This window comes from Paenibacillus sp. LPE1-1-1.1 (assembly GCF_040676435.1).
Taxonomy (GTDB): Bacteria; Bacillota; Bacilli; order Paenibacillales; family Paenibacillaceae; genus Pristimantibacillus.
In genome coordinates this window covers 278919-298659 of sequence record NZ_JBEGHY010000001.1, presented here as the reverse complement: position 1 = coordinate 298659, position 19741 = coordinate 278919, and the positions used below count along the sequence as shown (strand labels likewise).

Below are 19741 nucleotides of genomic sequence, written 5' to 3'. Positions count from 1 at the left end.
AAGAGGGGCTTGCGCAAACAAGCTCCTTTTCGTTTTTTCTCAAAGGTCATTTACATACTACAGCATATGGGAAGAAGGCGGGCAGAGTGGACTCTCAGCAGCGAAATGACGGGACAGGCAATGAACATGATCTAAAGGATTCGCAGGACCATGAGGATATTCAGCAAAATATACCTAATCGAGCAGCAGTCCATGCTTCCGGCTCCGGCAAGCAGGGCGGTGCATATAAAGAAATCGTAGAATGGATCAAAGCTTTGGTGATCGCTGTCGTTCTCGTATTTCTTATACGTCAATTTTTGTTTTCGCCTTTCATCGTCGACGGTCCTTCTATGCAACCCAACTTCGAGACGGGCGAACGGTTGATTGTAAACAAAATATTGTATACGATTCGCGAGCCTAAATTTGGAGAAGTCGTCGTATTCGATGTTCCAGAGCAAGGCCGTAAATTTATTAAACGGGTTATCGGCGTGCCGGGGGACAAGATAAGGCTTGAAGGTGATGACCTCTATATCAATGATAATAAAATCGATGAGCCGTATATTAAAGAAGCCGTTGAGGCAGCACATGCCGAGGGCAGGCTTTACAACGAAAAAGGAGCGACCTCCGATGTAGCTGAAGTTGTCGTCCCGGAGGATACGATCTTTGCGCTTGGCGATAACCGAAGCGACAGCACGGACAGCCGCGTGATCGGGTTTGTATCCGATAAAGAGGTTGTAGGCCGCGCCGATATTATTTTTTGGCCGCTGAACAAGCTGGAGTTTATTAAGCACTGGACAAAATGAGGTGAGTAAATGACCATTCAATGGTTTCCGGGTCATATGACCCGGGCGAAACGGCAAATACAAGACAAGCTGAAACTAATCGATCTTGCCATCGAACTATTGGATGCCCGAGTTCCGCTTTCAAGCCGCAATCCGATGATTGAGGAAATATTGAACGGAAAGCCAAGATTGATCGTACTGAATAAATCCGATTTGGCTGATCCTAAGACAACGGAGCAATGGATGGCTTATTTTCGCAACGAGGGCCATGAATCGATTGCAATCGATTCGTCAACGGGCACGAAGGTAAATGAGGTACCGTTAAAGGCGAAGCAGATTTTACATGAGAAAATTGCCCGTCAGATCAACAAAGGAATTAACCCGCGCGCGCTTCGCGGCCTTATTGTCGGCATACCGAATGTCGGGAAATCGACGCTGATCAATAAACTCGCCGGCCGTGCGATTGCTTTAACAGGCGACCGTCCAGGCGTGACGAAAGGGCAACAGTGGATAAAGATCGGTACGGAAATGGAGCTCCTCGATACGCCAGGCATTTTGTGGCCGAAATTCGAGGACGAGCTTGTCGGCTATCGGCTTGCGATGACGGGCGCGATCAGGGAGCAAATCTTGAACGTTGACGATATTGCTTTTTTTGCAATGCGTGAACTGGTAGATCGCTACTGGCCTAACATCAAAGAACGTTATGAGCTTGAAACACCGCCGAAGGATACATCGGATTCGGATGAAATCGTGCGGGTAATGGAAGACATCGGGCGGCGCAGAGGATGCCTTGTTAGCGGCGGACACGTCGATTTGGAGAAGACATCAGGCATTATTTTGCGTGATTTGCGCTCAGGAAAGCTGGGACGGATTACGCTTGAGGCTCCGCCTTATTGATGTGAAACGGGGGAACGTAACGTGCTGCAATACGAACAGTCGTTATGGCAGGAAGGCTATAAAGCCATTGCGGGCGTAGATGAGGTAGGACGGGGCTGTCTCTTCGGAGATGTGGTCGCAGCTGCCGTTATTTTGCCGCCTGGCCTGGTGATTGAAGGGGTAAATGATTCAAAAAAGCTGTCCGAGAAGAAACGTGACCAGCTTTACGATATTATTTTGCAGGAATGCGTCGCCTGGTCGGCGGCTCGCGTCGACGCAGAAACGATCGATCGTATCAATATCAAGCAGGCGGCACGGCTTGCCATGAAGATTGCCGTAGAGTCTTTGCAAATTCAATCCGATTATTTGCTTATCGATGCGGAGAAAGTGGATGTGGCATTGCCGCAGCAATCCATCATCAAAGGGGATGCGACGAGCCAGAGCATTGCAGCTGCATCAATAGTAGCCAAGGTTACCCGCGATAGGCTCTGCGCATCGGAATGGGAGACGGAATACCCTGCATACGGAATCGCGATTCATAAAGGCTACGCAACAAAGCTGCACCGTGAACGATTGCTCGAAAATGGGCCAAGCCCCCTGCATCGCAGGTCGTTTCTTGGCAATTTGTTTTCGGAGGAGCAATTATTGCTTTTTTAACGGCTCCTTTTTATGAAATGAAAAAGGATTTAACGCTCGATTAGTAGTACGAGGCAAAGAATGCCTTGTGTACTTATCGGGCGTTATTTTGTTTGGAGAACATTTTTTGGGGCGAATAGCTTCATGCTTTGCGCATGATGACCGATATAAGGCTTATAGGATTAATGCAGTCGCAAGAAAATACATAGAGACAGCAAGGAACGCTTAGATGCGCAAGTTGGCGCAAAAGCAGCGGAGGCGGATGAGCAGATGAATATTAGCCAAATGATGCGAAGCTTCTTGGGTGAAGCTTCAAGTACGGATACAAGAGCGGTAGAGCTTAAGGTTGGACAGATTGTACGCGGAGTCATCCTGCAGGTGATGGAAAATAACGAGGCGCTTGTACAAATTAACGGTGTGCAGGTCAGGGCAAAGCTGGAGCTGCCCCTGCATGCAGGTCAAACCGCAATGCTTCAAGTCCAGCCGCAGTCAAGCGGAGCGCTCGTCATGCTTAAACAGGTTGAGCCAGGTCAAGTAGGCTTACCGGAGGATACGTTCAAGGAATGGGCGAAGCAGTTGGCATTGCCTGAACAGAAATGGGCAGTCCAGCTCGTGAAGGATTTGCGCAAGGAAGGCGTAATCCTTAACCGCGAGGTCGCGCAAGCATTTCAGCAGGCTGCCTCGGCGATGCCGGCAGGCGGCGATGCGGAGCAATGGATGCAGTCCGCCTCCGCTGCATTTAAACGCGGATTGCCAATGACAGGTGGCGCGGTGGGAGCCATGCAGCAGGTTATGTTTGGAAAAAGCGCGCATGAGCTGCTGGATACGCTGCAGCAGCAGCTTTCGACGCTGTCGATGAGCAAAGCGGATGGCCTGGAAACGGAAAGCAAGCCAATAAACCATGCCGCAGTTCGCGTGCAAGCCCTTCTGTCAGAAGGAATGGAGCTCCTTCGCGGTGCGGCAGCTGCGATAGAGGCCGCAAGCTCGGATGGTGACGCTGGAAAAGAAGTCGCTGCCGCGAAAACCCAAAATATGCCGAATGTAAAGCAAGACACGCAGCAAGAAAGTACAGCTAAGATGAATACTTTCGAGGAAGGTTCTGCAGATAAAGGTTTGCCGCAAACCGTCAAGCCGGCAGCCAACCAGCCTAATTGGCTTGGCCAGATGATGAAATGGATGGGGGTGGATCACGAGCTGCAGCTTGCGAAGTCGCTTACGAGCGATCCTCAGCCGAACCAGCCGGTTCAATCAACACCGCCGTCATCGACGCAGTCGGCTTCTTCCGGAGATACTTCCGTAAAGCAACCTTTGCTTGCCCATAATCCCCCCGTTACGCCTAATAATCAACCCGAGGGGACGATTAAACAAGGAACCGTGCCAACAGCCGATGTTGAGCAAGCAGTTAAACTGGAGTTTACTGAAAGCGAAGAACAGCGTCCGGTTAGGGTACAAGACTACAGGCAAGGTATTGAAAGGGCTGCAGGGCTCGTCGCAGCGGGGATAGCTGACAGTATTCAATCGCCGGACCCGGCGCCTGCGGTACAGCATGAATCACTTAAAAGCGCACTCCTGGCTCTGGTATCAGCGGATAATACGCCGCCAGCGGTAAAAGAGACCGCTCAGCAGCTTGTGCAACAAATAACGGGGCAGCAGCTTTTATTAACGCCTGAGCGCAATAATTCAGTTCTTACCCATGTAACGATGTTTATTCCACTTAATAGCGCAGACGGCAAACAAACCGCATCCGTGCATATACAAACAAGACGCGGAAGCAAAGGCGAATTAGACTCTTCCAATTGCCGACTGCTGTTCAATTTGTCCATGAATACGCTTGGCGATACGATGGTTGACGTGAATGTCATGGACAAAATCGTAAGCTTGAATTTATGGAATGACCATCCGGCTATATCTGGGCTTGCAGAGTCTTCCCGGACCGAAATCGCAGGCAGCCTTCAGGCTGCCGGCTACCAGCTGCTCTCTTTGCGCACTACGCCGCTGCCAAAGGCCAACGAAAATAAAGGGGAAGAAGCCTCACCGACGGCATTGGCGCCTAAGAATCAGCAAATGACCGAAATGTCCGCTTTTTCAGCGAACCGTTATAAAGGAGTGGATTATCGGATATGACCAGCGACCAAGAAAACAAAGCGCAGCCGGCAAAAGTTAAGAAAGCGGTAGCTCTTCGGTACCAGCCGGGTGAACGAACGGCTCCGGTCATGGTAGCCAAAGGAAAAGGGTATATCGCAGATCTCATACTTGAGCGGGCAAAAGAAAATGGGATTCCCGTTCAAGAGGACTCCTCGCTAGTCGAGGTGCTCTCCAGGCTCGATATCGATCAAGAGATTCCTCCAGAGCTTTATACGTTGGTAGCTGAAATTTTGAGCTTCGTCTATCGCTCAGACCGCAAAGCGAGGGATATGATTGACGGATAATGGGAAGGGTTACCTGAGTGCACAGAACAAACGCGACAGTAGAAAGCAAACTGGCGAGCTTGGCGAGAATGCAGCTTGCGTTTATTTAACCGAAGCGCAATATTCCATCGTTGAACGGAATTGGCGTTGCCGCAGCGGAGAGATCGATATCATCGCAGAATATGAAGACAGGCTTATATTTATTGAGGTGCGGGCGAGAAGGGAAGGCGGCAGGTTCGGCACGGCGGCAGAATCTGTCGACTATCGCAAGCAGCAAAAGGTGAGGAATACGGCACAGGTTTATTTGCGCAGCATTGGGCGCTTGGATGCTTCTCTGCGGTTTGATGTCATTGCTGTTACGATAGACCGAATAGATGACAAAATTATCGCATGCAAGCATTATCAAGGAGCTTTTTAGCGAATCCGCCAAATAAGGGCTCTTTTAGGAGTACACCACACGCTGCGAGAGCCTTTTTCATGTGATTAGGGCAGCGGCTTGTCGAGACCGCGAAATTGGATGGCCTCGGCAATGTGCGCCGCTTCAACGAAGTCGCTTTCTTCGAGGTCGGCAATCGTTCGCGCCAGTTTGAGCATTCGGTCATAAGCACGCATGCTGATTCCGAGCGCTTCAAATGCATTTTCCAGCAGGCTTACCGCTTCTGGCTTTATAAGAATGGCTTTGCGCAGAGCTGCGCCTGTAAGTTCGGCAGCGGAATTGAAACAACTGTCTGCCGTGCGGGCTTCTCGGAAATCCCTAGCTTTTTGCACCATAAGCTTCATTTGAGCCGTATTGAGCGAAGGACCGGATAAGTGATGATCCAGCGAAATCGGACGGGGAACCTCCAGCTGCAAATCGATCCGGTCAAGCAGCGGGCCCGATATTTTTGAACGGTAACGACTAATTAGAGTTGCGCTGCAGATACAGTGCTTATCGCCGTATTCGTGACCGAAATAACCGCAAGGGCAAGGATTGAGAGAGGCGGCAAGCATGATGTTTGCCGGAAACTGAAACACGGCTTTTGAGCGGGAGATGGTTACGATGCGATCCTCAAGCGGCTGCCGCATAACCTCAAGCACCTGCCGCGGGAACTCAGGCAATTCATCGAGAAATAGTATGCCGCGGTGTGCAAGGGTTACTTCCCCAGGCTTCGGAATGGAGCCGCCGCCGATTAAGCCTCCCGGTGAGAGTGTTATAAAAAGGTAGTAGTAAATATGTATAAACAAAATTAATAAAGCCGATTCCCCTCTAATTAAAGGGTGAAGTCGGTTTTATTAATTTTGTTTCCATCAAGTCAATATTGAATAAAGAACAAATGTTCTCATATGATGTATACACTACTAAAAGGGACGGTGTTTTCATTGTCTAAGAAATTAACAGGAAACGGATTCTGGGAAAGCAGCCGTATGATGCTGCCTGAATACAAATCAAGAATTATCGAATTGGCTCAGCAACAAAAGAAGAGAGATCGAATTCAACTCGATGAACAGGAATGGGAAAGTATCTCTCAGGCCGTAGGTGACTCTCTAAGCCATCGTAAGGAGATTGTCCTCAAATGTACCATCCCCTAGATGAACATGCCATAATCGGCATCGTGGGGCGCGTTGATCATTTGAAAGGTCGCTTCATGGTCGATGGAGAATGGTTTCAAATCAAAGATATCGAAAGTGCTCAGCTTGACTATTGATCGTCAGAAATTAATCGAGCATCTTGAGTTTAATGCTGAGCAGCTCCGTTTCAAGATTGATGGTTATGAAGAAGCCAAGAGTATCGATAGCGGAATGATTCTAATGTGGGTTGCAAAGAAGATTATGCTTACTAATCTACTGGACGATTTGTATCAAGGGAAGTTTGACACAGAAAAAAAGCCACTTAGCGAACTTTGAATTCGCAAGCGGCTTTCATATAGTGCATGCCGTCAATAGTGACTGTATGCTCATCCTGTTTTTCGATTACGCCGCCGAAGTCAAATGTTTCTCCGTCTAGCCAGACGATGACAGGTGTTTTGTTGAACATAGCAGCTGATATGTGGACATCGGTGGTTAAGATGAAGCCGGATTTAAACATGTAATTCATCTCCTTACTGACATATTTCGCCATGAAAGTGAAATTTCCTTCCTGTTGGAGAAATGGCGAAGGAGTTTTATATTAACGTATGGTAATTCGTGTAAGGTTAAGTTTTTTTGGTATAAGTTCTAGTTTATAAGCTTCATTTTTTAATATTTCATTAACTTTGTTAGTAGATTTTTTAGCCTGTTCGCATAGTTGATTAAATTCTTTTATTTTGTCTGGATATTGATCCCTATATATGTCCTTTGAATTTAAAAAAAATGAAATTTCCTTAGCAGCATGGTTTAATTGCTGTTCATTTTTTCTTAATATGGAAATGTGATTTATTACATCTTCCGAAAGTAAAGACCTTGGAATCAATAGATCAACATTTGCTTTAATTTTGGGGACACTCAATTCGTTAGATATTACGGCTCTGTGATTTCCTCCATAACTAACTACAAACTTGCCAGTTGGTAGCAAATAAAGATCTAAGTCTCCGGGAAATTCATCTTTCCAACCGTTTTGAAGTATTGATTGATAAAGACGAGTCATTTTTTCGTCTGCTATCAGTTTTTCGGGAGGCCATAAACTAAGCCCAATTATATCGTCAGGGAAAACATCACATAGATCTAAATAACACAACTCATATTCATCATAGTCTTCAATGATTTCATTAGCAGGTCTCCATTTTTTCTTAACGGAAAGTTTAGGTATCAAATATCTCACCTCGTATGGATATGATACAAAGGTTATGTTTCACTAATAAAATTATGACTTTAAATGGTCGCTCAAATGAGCGGCTTTTTAGTTTGTACGGAGAGAAATATCTTGATAGAAGATATGGGGCTCATAAGAATTAAGGTTATAGAAGTGCTTCACTAAAAGATTCATTTAGTTTGACAAACCTGAGATAAATTACCGATTCCATCGTATAATTGTTTGAAGAAAAATAAATGTCTGATTGTATTGCGTTCAGGGGGAGACTTAATTAATGGGAAGAACTATACAAGCAGATACCCAAGGTGGAGACACATCTTGTACAGTTTGTTTGGGGATAAAGATGATTGACTGCAAGAAATGCGATGGTTATAGAGGGACTGCCGTAGATGCGATGGAGTGGGGAAAGTTGCTTGCTGGAAATGTTGTAGCATAGAAAGTGAAAACTTTAAGATTGATTGACATTAGAAACTCGCAATTACAGTAACAACTAAGGAGTGTACATGATGGATTCGATATTATTTATTGCAGCTTGGGCTATTATTGGGATTTTTATTGGTGGAGTAATAGTATTGATTAAAGCTAAATTCAAGAAATAAATTTACAGCGAAACACGGATTTCATTAAGCTAACGGCAGTTTAATGGAATTTATGGGAAGGAATTTATTTTGAGTGTTTAAATATTATAGAGGGGGACATTGGTATGAGGACTGAGATTATCAGATCTAGTTCCGGCGAAGAAGTGGTTGTAACTAATGATGAGTTACAATATATTGACGTACTTATTAACGGGTTCTGTGAATCAAAGGAAATTATTATTTTTACATATAATATAGATAACGATATGATTAGTAAGTTAAGAAAACTTAGTGGAGAAATAATAGTACATTTAGTTATCAATAATATCACATTCAATAAACTTGAAATGTTTAAAACTCTTCATCCAAGAAATTTTAATTGCAAATTAAATGTGTATTTTTGTGTATTAAATCATGCAAAATTAATTTTAACGGATAAACACTTTTATTTTGGGTCAGCTAATTTCACGGAATCCTCTAAAAATAATATTGAAATTGGAACAATTACAAAAACCACATCTGATTTAGTAGAAAAATTAAAAAAAGTTATTCTAAATGTGAGTCGAGTATCCGCGATGATAGGATATCCAGATTTACTAATTCAAGATAAGATTGAAACACTACAACAGCAAGTCCCTTATTCTGTTTACAACAATCTAGATATGGTAGACAGTGAAATAGATGATATTATTTATGACGAGCTAATTGAAAGGAAAGGAAACATAAATAGTTTATTAGAAATACTCATGGGACATATAGACATTATAGAGGATGATGCATTAAAAATTTTTTTAGAGTCACTTCAAGTGGTATTAGAGGAAGTTGATGAAGATTATCCTGAAACATGGGATTTTGAAAATGAAATAGATAATGAGAAGTTGCATCAGTCAATTGAATTTATAAATACTCAAAAAGAGTTCATTAATAATAAAATCAATGGTTTAAGTGAGTTAAATGATGATGTGGAGAACGTAAGTGAAATTGATTTGGAGGACATAGGTTATTTACTTAATGATATTATTATAAAACTAGAAGAAAAGGTAGAGTTATTAACAAACATGGAGGAAACACTTGAAGAATTATCAGGATATTTGGAAACCCCATCAATTGAATCAAAACGCGAAAAAGCAAGAATGGAAGTAGAAAGTAAAGGATTTATTGTTAAAAACGAACAGATAATATACCTTCCAAATGAAAAAATAATTGAAGAAATTGATTTTAGTTACGTTAATCCTCATTTAAAAAAAGAGGAAGTTAGAAAAAAGTTGAGCGATCAATTTGCATATTTTAGAGAAGAAATAATAAAATATACAAATCAATAAGATATAATTAATTTATTCGGTAATTTTGCCAACCTCTTAAGCCAACGGAGAAAGTTTGTTCAATAAAAGAGAAGTTTTATCCGCCGAATGCAGGTCGCCTCGACAAGCATCATCTTATGATGGTGCTTTTTTATATGTCATTTGTCGAGTTTTATAGACCCAAATTACTACTCGTGTTATTCTAAATAATGGGCATTTATGTCATTACATACAGGTCAAAGTGATCATTCGATGGACAGAAAATGGCCTTAGTAACAGATATATAAGGATAATTAAAACACGAGATTTCAACAACCTCTGAGGTGAAAAAAGTATGGGAGCAATGGCTGAACGTGAGAAAGAACGTAAGAAAGAGTATATTGCTAAAAGAGGTATCAAACATCTATATCACTTCACAAGAGTGGAAAACATCGAAAACATCTTCAAATACGGAGTATTACCAATTTCAGAACTAGTTAAGAAGGAAATCGGATTCTTACGTAATGATATCAATCGACATGATAAGTTGGTCGATTTCACCAGTTTTTCTGTGAGTTTTCCTAGCTACAGAATGTTATACAAACTAAGACAGCAAAACCCTGAAGCCATTTTCGTAATACTTGAGCTTCCAATTGAAATCATCTTTGAAAAGTTGAGTTATTATTCTTATGATAATGCTGCAAAAATGAAGAATTATTGGGATAGAGATGGTATTGGTTGTCTTATTAGTATGTTTGAGAATCCTTTTGTGGGAGATAGAGAAGCCACTAATATTCCGACTCACTATCCAACTTCTCCAGAAGCCGAGATCCAAGTAGTAGGAAAAATCGAATCCAGTTTGATTCAAAAGATAATAATTAGAGATTCAGACTTGTTAAGAAGATTCGAGAGTGATGTGATAAAATCGCGCCTTTTTGTAGTAGACCCTTCATTATTTGAAAGAAGAATGGACTGGAGATTTTGGCAGAAGATAAAATACTAGATTTATTAGGAGGAGATACAGGTTGAAAGATATCGTTAAGGAAATGACGCAAGAACAATTTCTAAGCAATTTACGGAAAATTGGACTATTTGTAGCTGGTGGTTTAGGGGTGTCTATTGTTTACAAGTCTTTCAAAAGCAAGAAAACTAAGTATAAGGCTGGTCATGGAAATACATACTTTGAAACAGAATTTGAGGAAAAGTGAGAAGATTAAAACGGCATTTCAAAGTGAAAGGAGAGAATATTATTACATCAGTAACTCATAGAATTTCACAGATAAAGCAGCCTCGTGGAGGTTATATTAGACCAAAAGAATTTTCTGAAACAGTTTTGTTTGATGGGATTGGACTTAATCCAGAAGAGAGCATTCATGCAATTTTAGTTGGACTGGCAGTAGATTATATGACCCGTTTTATTATGGGGGTTCCAGCGGAAGAAGCATTTAAAATTTCACTGTTGGGTTCGCAAATTATTAGGCAAGAGGATAAAGCAAAGAAGTTCATAAGCCAGATAAAGGGACTGGATGATCTGTCCATAACATATGCCTGCAAACTTGTTGGCTATGATGTGTGCAAAAGAGCTGGTTCAGCAGGATATCAGCCTGTTGAAACTATTATTGCAGACGAGAGTACCATATTTAATATTCGAACAATGGTAAACCGTAGTGTTGATTTTTTGGGTAATTTTGGGCCAATCATTAAAGAGGGCTTCACCTTTGAACATGGATATACACCTACAGTTACATCAGGTGATGGAGACTATCTCACTGAAGATACCTTGTGGGATTTTAAAGTGTCTAAGAATGCACCAACAAACAAACAGACCCTTCAATTGTTGATGTATTATATTCTTGGTCATCGTTCGATCCATAAAGAATTTCAAGAAATTAAGAAATTGGGGATCTACAATCCAAGACTTAATATAGTCTATCTGTTGGAAATTTCAAAGATTGATCTTATGGTGAGATTAGAGGTGGCTGCTTCTGTTCTAGGTGTTGTAATAAAATAAAGTGATAGACTAAATATGTAAATAAAAACTGGATTTCAATATATAGTTAGAAACTTTATTAACTGAAAAGAGGAATATTCGTGATAAAATTGTTGGCACACAAAGGTTTAAAGTTCAAGCATTATCATTTAAAAGAAAGGACAGTATTTTATAATGACCAAATGCTTAATGATAATATTATTATTTGTCAAGATGTGATTAGAAAGAATAATAAAACCTCGATTGTAATTACGGTAAAACATTATAATGAATTTCAAGCAATTGAATGGATTATGTGTTATGCGGATACAAATTCAATAGCAGGAATTCAGATTTACAGAATAATACTAGATATTTATGAAATGTATAACGATTTTCCGCTTGTATTGTTTTTAGAAATGCTTACTGAGACAATGATTGGTTCTACACACCCAGAATCTCAAACACCAGAAAGTAAGAAAGAGATGACAGAAGCATTTAAAATGGAGATTGATCTATTGAAAAATGATGACAATACCTAAATGCAATTAAAAAGGATATTTTAGAGGAGAGATCTAGATGAATTATGTGGGTAAAGTAGTGGTCATTAAAATACAAGGCAATACGATTGAAGCAAGAGTGTTAAGTCAAAATGATGAGCTGCTTGTGGTGTCCCAAAAAATAGGTAGTCATGAGATAACTCATAATGCATCTGTGAGTAATGTTATTAATGTTATTGAAAGTGAATAAATTCAATATAGATAAAAGGGTTAATTTTTCTTAAATGGGGTTGAGGAATCTGCTGAAAAAATTGATTCGTTCGTTTAACTCGGAATTCATGCATTATTATAAACATTGGGAACCATCTTTTATTAGGTATGATTCATTTGAAACATTCTGTAAACTGTATGATAAGGATAAGTATCGATTAGTTTCTATTCGGAATTTAGATGACTTTCACAAAAGATGTTTATATATCGAAACTGAAAAATGGGGTGTTTGCACTGGAATTGGACTTTTTTTTGATAAGTTAGAAGATGAACCTAAACATTATTTAAATAAAGATGCTGAAGAAAAAAGAGCGTTAGAATTGCGTCAAAAAGTCATTGAGAAGTACGGAAATGATACTGACCCTAAGCTTGGAATGACAATGGAAGAGGCTGCTATTTTAAAATATAGGAATAATAGTTATGATAAAATAACTTCACAAACCATAACAGATGCAAACGGAACGTGGAATATATGGCATTACCATTTCTATTCTCAAGAAAGAGAGTTCATTGGGACGGAATTACAGTTCTTGAATGGTATTTTAATTAGAATTCATAATAGCTATTAAGTAAATAAAATGACTGTTTCATTAAACGACGAATGGTGGGTTGATCAAATGAGATTGACAGAACTTGCAAGTGTAATTCTGAGAAAAGATATTCCGACATTTCCGTACAATCCCGATCATTTAGAAAAGAGAGAAATGATATTCAGAATGACACCTTTTACTGATATTAATCAACAAGGGGGTATTTGGTATCCAGATGTTACAATTACTGAGAGCTTCCAAGAGCAAAGGAATGATTTTAGATTAACTGAAGGTATTAAAATAGTTGAGCAGTTTCTTATTGATAAAGGGGTGGCTATAAAACTAGATGAGAAGACTGATGCAATTTTCACACTGTTGCATGAAGAAGGACATTGGGATTATTATGTTCGATATTATATAGATCTTGGTAAGTCAGGTAATGCATATAACGATGACAACGCAAAAATTTCAGATGAAATGGGAATAACTTCACTGAAAAAACAGGTACAAGCAAACAATGAGCTGTACGGAGAACTTCAAAGAGTATATAGGGAGCATCCTTTCGAAAAATATGCAGATGAATATGCTGTAAAAAAGATGAAAGAAATAAACAATTAATTTGATTTCATGTTTTTCTTATTAGGATAATAATACGGCTATGAAAGACCTGTTTCATAGATATTGAGGCGAAATTGACCACAAACTAATTTTTTGGAGGAATTGGAACATGAAAATCAAAAAGAGCATTACGCAACACCCAAATGACACATTCGAGGGCACATTACATGTTACGGACTGTGACGGCACAACGGCAGAAATCAAATGCGGCTGTGACCACGAAAGCATGGAGGACGCTATTGAACACCTTGACGAAATTGAGTTTGACTTGAATCGCTTTGACACCTTAGCGGAATATGATCTGTGGATGATTGAAGAGGGTTAATGTGACGGTTAACCACAAGAGACGATATCCGATAAAATGCAAGATTTATGAGGAATCAAACAAATCCCCTAAACCATTGGAAATCTAATGGTTTTTTTATATTCACAATTAGTAATTTGACGTGCACACGAAATAAATAAAGCGACCTTATTCACTTGGGTCGCTTTATTTTATATGATTAGATATAATTTTCTCTTATCTTCGCTTTACAAAACGAATCAACAACCTCTAACGAATCCGTAATTGTCTTAAATGGTAATGAACTCAAAACAGCGTCTCTGTAATGTTTATGATATTTCTTACTTAAACGTGAATCTAAAATACTTAGAATTCCCTTGTCTGTTTCAGAACGTATAAGTCTTCCTGTACCCTGTCTTAATTTTATAAGCATCTCAGGCAGCATTATATCATTGAAGGAATCCTTTGAAATAGAAACCTTATATTCTGTGATTGGATCGTTTGGAACAGGAAAAGGCAACCTTACAACTATTACTTGAGATAAATCAGAACCTTCAATGTTAATGCCTTCCCAGAATATTCCTGTCCCAAATAATACACCCTTACTTTCTCTAAATTCTTTAATTGTACCATCCTGTGTTGAACCTTCTTTTTGATAGATCTGTTTCCAGCTTGTTTTAATGGTACTCATTTTTTCTGAAATATATTTGAGATCATCTTTTGATGAAAACAGTACAAGTGATCTACCAGAGGTCATGTTGCACATGATAATGATTTTCTCGCATACATTATCTAAATAATCATTTTTTGATCTGTAGTCATACAGTGGTGTATCGTCAGCAATATACATCAACGCATTATCTTTATAATTGAATGGACTAATTTTAGGCTCTGAGAGGTCACCAGTGAAACCAAGCGATTTTTTTATATAACTATATTGTTCTGAAACGTTCTTGCCACCTTGACATAATGTCGCAGAAGTTAACACTGTAGAGAATTTTCTATTAAACAAGTTATCTTCTAAAGTGGATTGTATTTCTTTTGGACAGTAGCTCAATGAAACATCATTACCTATTTTGTTCGCCCAAACTAAATAATTATTGTCTACACCTTTTATAATTTCAAAAAGCCTTTTTAGTGAACTTAGCTCTTCAAGTGCATTATCTATTTCTCTTTCTCTCTTTCCAGACTCATAAACCGAGACGGAAACAATCAAATCTCCTATTACTTTATTCCACCTCTGATAATCTATTTCTAATGGAAACGTTACCTTATATCTCTCAGAACTCATATCATTCTCAGAAATCAAATAATTAACTTGTTCATTAATTATCTTGAAAAAGTTAAGAACTACTCTCAATATATACTTAATGTTCCTTATAGTTTGAGGATCGTTAAACCGTGCATCAAACAATTTCAATATAGCATTTAACATTTCAATGGTATCTTTTTTTGTAAACGAATCAGTGAGTGCACTACGTACTTTATCCTCTAGGTTGTGGGCTTCATCTATAATAATCATTGCTGGATCAGTTACAATAAACCCCTTACCACTCTCATTTTTACGTATCAAATCACGAATAAGTAGATCTTGATTAATTATAATTATATCAACATTGAAACCATTATCTGAAATGTCTAATCGCATTCGATAGAATTTGCAAGTGCTTCTAAAGGAGCAATTTTCAAATATACAACGATTCACAGCAACTGTATTCCATTGCTTATCAGTCACGCCGTGCTCAATTTCAGATCTTTCATTATATTCGCCTTCAGTAACACCTTTTATTAACCACCATGTATCACTATATTTAATATCATTTCCCTCTGTGCTAAATATGTCCATAGTTTTCATTGCACATGAATAGTGACTCATTCCTTTACCTACTACAGCATTGGTTACAAATCCTAATTTTTTAGATATAACACCAACATCAGATAATAACTGTTCAGACAACTGAATAGATGATGTTGCGATAACTACTGGCTTATTCGTTTTCTTATTAATTATTAAAGAAGGTATTAAATATCCAAAAGACTTACCTATACCAACACCAGCTTCAATTATTATATTAGTGCTATTTACATATGCTTCAGCTATATCAAGAGACATATTAACTTGATCTTCTCTATCCCTTAAACCATAATCTTCGTAATGATCATAAATATCAAAAATCTCATTCATCAAGCTACTTTCTATATTTTTATTGATGGATTTGTTTTCAGGGAAAAAGTAACCCCTCAGAATAGTAATCACCCTCTTTTGTTATGAGATTATTACTTTCTCTTAAAACAGAACTGATACCTACATGCTAATTCATTATAATTAGATAGAATACAATAGGAATATTGTACCATAACTTCTTGAACCTTGTCATTTTACATACTAGTTCCATTCATACGCTACGCTCATGTAGATACAATAGTGAAACATCGTATTATCTACAAGTCGATAAATCTTCTTAATATCGAATATTCAACCACGAAATTGTTAATACTTCCGCCGCTAGCAGCAATATTGTTATATGGAGAAACAATTTTGGGAGGTTGGAATTTTGGAGTTTTTATTAGAAGATATTGATATTTTTGATTTGAATTTATGCAACAAAATCGAAGAAAATATGATATTAGAGGGTAATCAGTTAAATAAAGAGTATGAATACAGGGTTACAGTCAGCTTTCATGTTGAACTTCTTAAGGATAGTAGATTCGATAATGTAGATGTGAAAGTTAGGAAACGGGAGAAAAATGAAACGAGGAAAGATAAGATTTATAATTTGCTTGATTTTCAAATGGACAAGATAGATAAAAGCCTTACTCATTGTGGAATCAGCATTAAGAATTTGAGCATACTGGGATATAATTAAAGTGGAGATAATAAGAATGGAATCTAATAAGGATAATCTTGCCACATAGAGAAAATCACAAACATCAATAAAAGTTAGGACGGTTATGCCTAGTGAGCCTTATACTCATGACATAATTGCAAAATATGCCTCCGAAAGACTAAGCAAAATATTTTCAGATTTAATGATGGCTATACGTGACAATAAGATAATCTCTGAAGCATTAGAGATTGAACCAACTGATGATGATAATGTGTTGTTTCAAGCATTTGTAGAGCAATATAAAGGATTGTGGCTCCATACGAGCGAAAACGAAAAAGCGTATTCGACAAACTGAAGACAAGAGTAGAGCAAGTTATAAATCAACGCATTGAGCAACACAAGAGAAAGATAAAAAAGAACCTTAGAAATGATTAAAGGTGCTTATATGAATAAAAAGAACCGAATTCTTAATTGAATCGGTTCTCTTTTAACTTTTGTTTGATGACTATACATGAATTTTCCCTCCGATAATTTAGCCAGGGTCATAGGAATCAGAGACGTTCCAGTTCCTGCACATCAACGTTACAAACGAGAAGGAACTTTACGCTTGGGTCAATATGTTTGAGGGTGATTTGGATAGATTGGCAGAGGTCACAGAAGCGTATAAGGCGCTGTTCAATAGTCCTCAGAGGGACGTTAAGCCGCATTAGGCTCTGAGCTCTGAGCGTTGATAAGTCGGATTGTCGGCTGTCAGGTTGAAATTATACATCGTTTTGTCGATTTTGAGTACTCGCCAATGAGATGGGGGAGAAAGAATAAACCAGTCATTGAATAGTTTCATTGAGGTGATTAGCAATTAGCTAGTCGCTGTCCAAATTGATAAGAGGTGATTTTCGTATATATCTATCATTATCTACAAACAAAAATAAACATTGACAATTGTTTGTCGATGTTGGTATATTTCCTATAGTGGGTGCAAAGTATGAATATGCGCCTACTATTTTCCTATTCTGTTTGAGAGGAGTTGTTACCAATCATCTCATAAAATCCAATTTTATAGGCTTTTTCATCATGAGATCATCTTAAAGGGGATGGTCTCTGTAAAGTCATTTATATATGTAAACTAGAGATATATCCATATTACCATTTACACATGTAAAGTCAATATGTTTTTATGAATTTCGATATTTCATTTCTAAACTATTTATAAGAGAACAAATGGAGGCAGAGCAGATTTGAATAACACAATCATAATACATAGTGTACGTATGACTGGATGGTTAATGTTCAATGCAATCAAGACTTAAACGACGCAGCTAAGAAAGTATTCGTATTCCACAATACAGTTAAGGTTAAAGCGTTAATGAGTGCATTAAGTGAAATAATCTACTACAAAATCGTAGTAGTTGTTTATACGATAAAACATCCATTACATATTCGTAGTACATTGTATCAACTTCTACTACATAATCGTAGCACATTATCAATTAACTACTACTAAAGTGTAGCTGTGGTGCCAAGACCATATCTCTATAAGTATTTAAATAATTAATACTACTATAATAAGGTGATGGATGAAATATTGACGCTACGCTTGAGAAAAGAAAAAGTTCAAGTTCAAAAGATAAGAGCAGCTTAAACATGAGGAAAATGTGATATTTCTAATTTTTATTTATTAATTAGATGTGCATTCAAAATTTAAAATGAGAGAAGACGATTCGATATTATGATGATTAAAATTCCAAACGATGCATTTACTATTCAAGGAGATAGGAAACTGTCACCAGATGAAACTATTACCTTTTCGTTTCTGTTCAAGTATCGCAATGTGGATGATGACTTTACAACAACGATTGATTTAATAAGTCAAATATTGAAATTTAAAAAAGGTAACGATAGTGAGAACAAATTTTATATTAGAGATGTTGTTGTTTCTCTCCAAAACAAAGAATACATCAATTGTAATGTTGATGAGTTGACAAAATATACGAAGATTATCATAGGTAAGGTTATCAACCTAGAAAAGGGTTATAGCGGAATAGATAGTTCTGTTTTAGATGAGTTTTTGAATGAGGATTTAGACAAATCCAAATTGAAATTCTACATATATGCTGATGTTAACCGGTTCATTGATGGAAACAAATTGAGTTATGACGTTATTTCATCTAAGTGTAACTACTTCAATAGTATCAAAAATCACTCGGTAAGGACAATTCAGAATATTGTTAATGAGTTAGATGGTAAGTTTATTTATCGGTTTAGTGGTGACAGGATAGAGGGGAGTCCAGAACAAGAGGTCAATGTGTACTTTTCAGATCGTTACATGACTGAAGAAAAGAAGAGATTACATGCTAATCACATCAATATTAAAGTAAACAATAAAGCGAGAAGACGAAAAGATACGGAGATTATCAAAGACAATGCATTTTACGGTGATAATCTGACCGTCAAAGAGTTAAAGAAAGTATTGAAGGAATCTAATTGGGGCAAGAAAGATAAGTTTGGACAATATGAAATATTGAAATATGGAGATTATTTTGCTTATAGATTAGCGAAAGACGAACACGTAGCAATAATATTTGTGAAAAAGTGCGAGTTTAAAATCGAGTCAATGAATGATGATCCTGAATGTATTTATGATCTTGAAGCTTGGGAACAAGAATATCTTCAAGACACGTATCAGCAAAAAGAGACCAATGAGGATCAGTTTGAACAACAAGCCAAGGTTGATGTTCAAAGCGGAGTGAGTGAAGATGATTACGATTATGAGGGAAGCAATCCATTTTAATTAAACTCATGGCAATGATCTCAGCCGTCAGATTCGGCCTTAAAGATAGCAATTTGCTTATCAATGTAACGAGAAGCTGCATGATCATAGTATATCTCGTTACAGTCAGTACATTTAGTTGCTTGAATATCAGTAATAACAATTTTCTTATCATTTACTGTAGCCTCAATCGTATCATTTATTTGTTCAAGGTTCTTCGATAGGCATTCAACACAGGTTTTCATGATTGATTCACACTCCTTTGGTTTATTGTAGCATGTTGTAGCATTTGATGGAAATGAAGCATTCCGCTGCTATGACGGAGAGGTGAAGTTCAGGGTGAACGTCACGGTGACGGTCACGATTAAGTAGATTCGCTGCTCCTTCATAGTATTGGATCAATTACAGGCAAAAGTGCTCATAATATCGATTCTGAGCCTCGATTCATATGACTATTATTAGGAAATATTATGTACTAGTTGAGGCTGGATAGATGTGTAGGGTAAGAATTATAACGATTCTATAAGATAATTATTATCATGTTGATAAAGTTGAGCATATTTGTGGTAGTCTGTAACGTGATATATTTGACAATTTCCGAGGATGGAATTGATTATTAAGATTTAAAGGAGGAGCGGGAGGGTACTCTTGCTCTTTTTTTATTTCTATT

At 38.3% G+C, this 19741-nt stretch carries 24 protein-coding genes; 19 read left to right on the top strand and 5 right to left on the bottom strand.

Features of this window, described 5'->3' with window-relative positions; all coding sequences use genetic code 11:
• Positions 1-170: 170 nt before the first annotated feature.
• The 6 genes from lepB (at position 171) to MRBLPE1_RS01460 (ending at position 5099) form a co-directional block, all read left to right on the top strand.
• On the top strand, positions 171-782 hold the full coding sequence (gene lepB, locus MRBLPE1_RS01485) for a signal peptidase I (protein ID WP_364144417.1): 612 nt from the start codon (positions 171-173) through the stop codon (positions 780-782).
• 9 nt (positions 783-791) lie between these two features.
• Positions 792-1658, top strand: a complete 867-nt coding sequence (ylqF, locus tag MRBLPE1_RS01480; protein ID WP_364140638.1) for a ribosome biogenesis GTPase YlqF — start codon at positions 792-794, stop codon at positions 1656-1658.
• A gap of 21 nt (positions 1659-1679) precedes the next feature.
• Entirely contained in the window at positions 1680-2294 is a 615-nt protein-coding gene (locus MRBLPE1_RS01475; RefSeq protein WP_364140635.1) for a ribonuclease HII, read from the top strand.
• 249 nt (positions 2295-2543) lie between these two features.
• Positions 2544-4397 carry a hypothetical protein gene (locus MRBLPE1_RS01470; RefSeq protein ID WP_364140632.1) on the top strand — a complete coding sequence of 618 codons (1854 nt, stop codon included), beginning with the start codon at positions 2544-2546 and terminating at the stop codon, positions 4395-4397.
• Positions 4394-4702: an EscU/YscU/HrcU family type III secretion system export apparatus switch protein gene (locus MRBLPE1_RS01465; protein WP_364140630.1), complete on the top strand. Its 309-nt coding sequence runs from the start codon at positions 4394-4396 to the stop codon at positions 4700-4702. Before MRBLPE1_RS01470 ends, MRBLPE1_RS01465 begins: the two co-directional genes overlap by 4 nt.
• Positions 4692-5099 (top strand): YraN family protein, encoded by a 408-nt coding sequence (locus MRBLPE1_RS01460; RefSeq protein ID WP_364140627.1) that lies wholly within the window; start codon positions 4692-4694, stop codon positions 5097-5099. The genes MRBLPE1_RS01465 and MRBLPE1_RS01460 overlap by 11 nt, the downstream gene beginning before the upstream one ends.
• 65 nt (positions 5100-5164) lie before the next feature.
• Here the strand turns inward: MRBLPE1_RS01460 and MRBLPE1_RS01455 are convergent, their stop codons facing one another.
• Positions 5165-5905, bottom strand: coding sequence for an ATP-binding protein (locus tag MRBLPE1_RS01455; RefSeq protein WP_364140625.1), 741 nt, complete (start codon positions 5903-5905; stop codon positions 5165-5167).
• Positions 5906-6004: 99 nt separating this feature from the next.
• Between MRBLPE1_RS01455 and MRBLPE1_RS01450 the strand changes: the two genes are divergently transcribed.
• Together MRBLPE1_RS01450 and MRBLPE1_RS01445 are read left to right on the top strand one after the other, a co-directional pair.
• Positions 6005-6250, top strand: coding sequence for a YolD-like family protein (locus tag MRBLPE1_RS01450; RefSeq protein WP_364140623.1), 246 nt, complete (start codon positions 6005-6007; stop codon positions 6248-6250).
• A complete protein-coding gene (locus MRBLPE1_RS01445) occupies positions 6235-6366 on the top strand; it encodes a hypothetical protein (protein WP_364140620.1) in 132 nt (43 codons plus the stop codon). Before MRBLPE1_RS01450 ends, MRBLPE1_RS01445 begins: the two co-directional genes overlap by 16 nt.
• A 185-nt stretch (positions 6367-6551) precedes the next feature.
• Here the strand turns inward: MRBLPE1_RS01445 and MRBLPE1_RS01440 are convergent, their stop codons facing one another.
• Both MRBLPE1_RS01440 and MRBLPE1_RS01435 read right to left on the bottom strand, forming a co-directional pair.
• Positions 6552-6746: a hypothetical protein gene (locus MRBLPE1_RS01440; RefSeq protein ID WP_364140617.1), complete on the bottom strand. Its 195-nt coding sequence runs from the start codon at positions 6744-6746 to the stop codon at positions 6552-6554.
• Between the two features lie 81 nt (positions 6747-6827).
• A complete protein-coding gene (locus MRBLPE1_RS01435) occupies positions 6828-7448 on the bottom strand; it encodes a hypothetical protein (RefSeq protein ID WP_364140614.1) in 621 nt (206 codons plus the stop codon).
• Positions 7449-8151: 703 nt separating this feature from the next.
• Here MRBLPE1_RS01435 and MRBLPE1_RS01430 point away from each other — a divergent pair.
• From MRBLPE1_RS01430 to MRBLPE1_RS01390, 9 genes are all read left to right on the top strand, one after another.
• On the top strand, positions 8152-9348 hold the full coding sequence (locus MRBLPE1_RS01430; protein ID WP_364140611.1) for a phospholipase D-like domain-containing protein: 1197 nt from the start codon (positions 8152-8154) through the stop codon (positions 9346-9348).
• Positions 9349-9661: 313 nt separating this feature from the next.
• Complete coding sequence (locus MRBLPE1_RS01425) at positions 9662-10309, top strand: DarT ssDNA thymidine ADP-ribosyltransferase family protein (protein WP_364140608.1); 648 nt, start codon at positions 9662-9664, stop codon at positions 10307-10309.
• A 22-nt stretch (positions 10310-10331) separates the two neighbouring features.
• On the top strand, positions 10332-10514 hold the full coding sequence (locus tag MRBLPE1_RS01420; protein WP_364140605.1) for a hypothetical protein: 183 nt from the start codon (positions 10332-10334) through the stop codon (positions 10512-10514).
• Positions 10511-11317 carry a hypothetical protein gene (locus tag MRBLPE1_RS01415; RefSeq protein ID WP_364140602.1) on the top strand — a complete coding sequence of 269 codons (807 nt, stop codon included), beginning with the start codon at positions 10511-10513 and terminating at the stop codon, positions 11315-11317. The genes MRBLPE1_RS01420 and MRBLPE1_RS01415 overlap by 4 nt, the downstream gene beginning before the upstream one ends.
• Before the next feature lie 80 nt (positions 11318-11397).
• On the top strand, positions 11398-11817 hold the full coding sequence (locus tag MRBLPE1_RS01410; RefSeq protein WP_364140599.1) for a hypothetical protein: 420 nt from the start codon (positions 11398-11400) through the stop codon (positions 11815-11817).
• A 37-nt stretch (positions 11818-11854) separates the two neighbouring features.
• Positions 11855-12025, top strand: a complete 171-nt coding sequence (locus MRBLPE1_RS01405; RefSeq protein ID WP_364140596.1) for a hypothetical protein — start codon at positions 11855-11857, stop codon at positions 12023-12025.
• A 34-nt stretch (positions 12026-12059) separates the two neighbouring features.
• Positions 12060-12614 (top strand): hypothetical protein, encoded by a 555-nt coding sequence (locus MRBLPE1_RS01400; RefSeq protein WP_364140594.1) that lies wholly within the window; start codon positions 12060-12062, stop codon positions 12612-12614.
• Between the two features lie 48 nt (positions 12615-12662).
• Positions 12663-13193: a hypothetical protein gene (locus MRBLPE1_RS01395; protein ID WP_364140591.1), complete on the top strand. Its 531-nt coding sequence runs from the start codon at positions 12663-12665 to the stop codon at positions 13191-13193.
• Between the two features lie 109 nt (positions 13194-13302).
• A complete protein-coding gene (locus MRBLPE1_RS01390) occupies positions 13303-13518 on the top strand; it encodes a hypothetical protein (RefSeq protein ID WP_364140588.1) in 216 nt (71 codons plus the stop codon).
• Positions 13519-13696: 178 nt separating this feature from the next.
• On the opposite strand, the gene MRBLPE1_RS01385 is transcribed toward MRBLPE1_RS01390, so the two are convergent.
• Positions 13697-15733, bottom strand: a complete 2037-nt coding sequence (locus MRBLPE1_RS01385) for an ATP-dependent DNA helicase (RefSeq protein ID WP_364140585.1) — start codon at positions 15731-15733, stop codon at positions 13697-13699.
• A 298-nt stretch (positions 15734-16031) separates the two neighbouring features.
• Here MRBLPE1_RS01385 and MRBLPE1_RS01380 point away from each other — a divergent pair, with 298 nt between their 5' ends.
• Positions 16032-16343: a hypothetical protein gene (locus tag MRBLPE1_RS01380; protein ID WP_364140582.1), complete on the top strand. Its 312-nt coding sequence runs from the start codon at positions 16032-16034 to the stop codon at positions 16341-16343.
• 1687 nt (positions 16344-18030) lie between these two features.
• A complete protein-coding gene (locus MRBLPE1_RS01375) occupies positions 18031-19092 on the top strand; it encodes a hypothetical protein (RefSeq protein WP_364140579.1) in 1062 nt (353 codons plus the stop codon).
• A 20-nt stretch (positions 19093-19112) separates the two neighbouring features.
• Here the strand turns inward: MRBLPE1_RS01375 and MRBLPE1_RS01370 are convergent, their stop codons facing one another.
• Entirely contained in the window at positions 19113-19316 is a 204-nt protein-coding gene (locus MRBLPE1_RS01370) for a YgiT-type zinc finger protein (RefSeq protein WP_364140576.1), read from the bottom strand.
• Between the last annotated feature and the right edge of the window lie 425 nt (positions 19317-19741).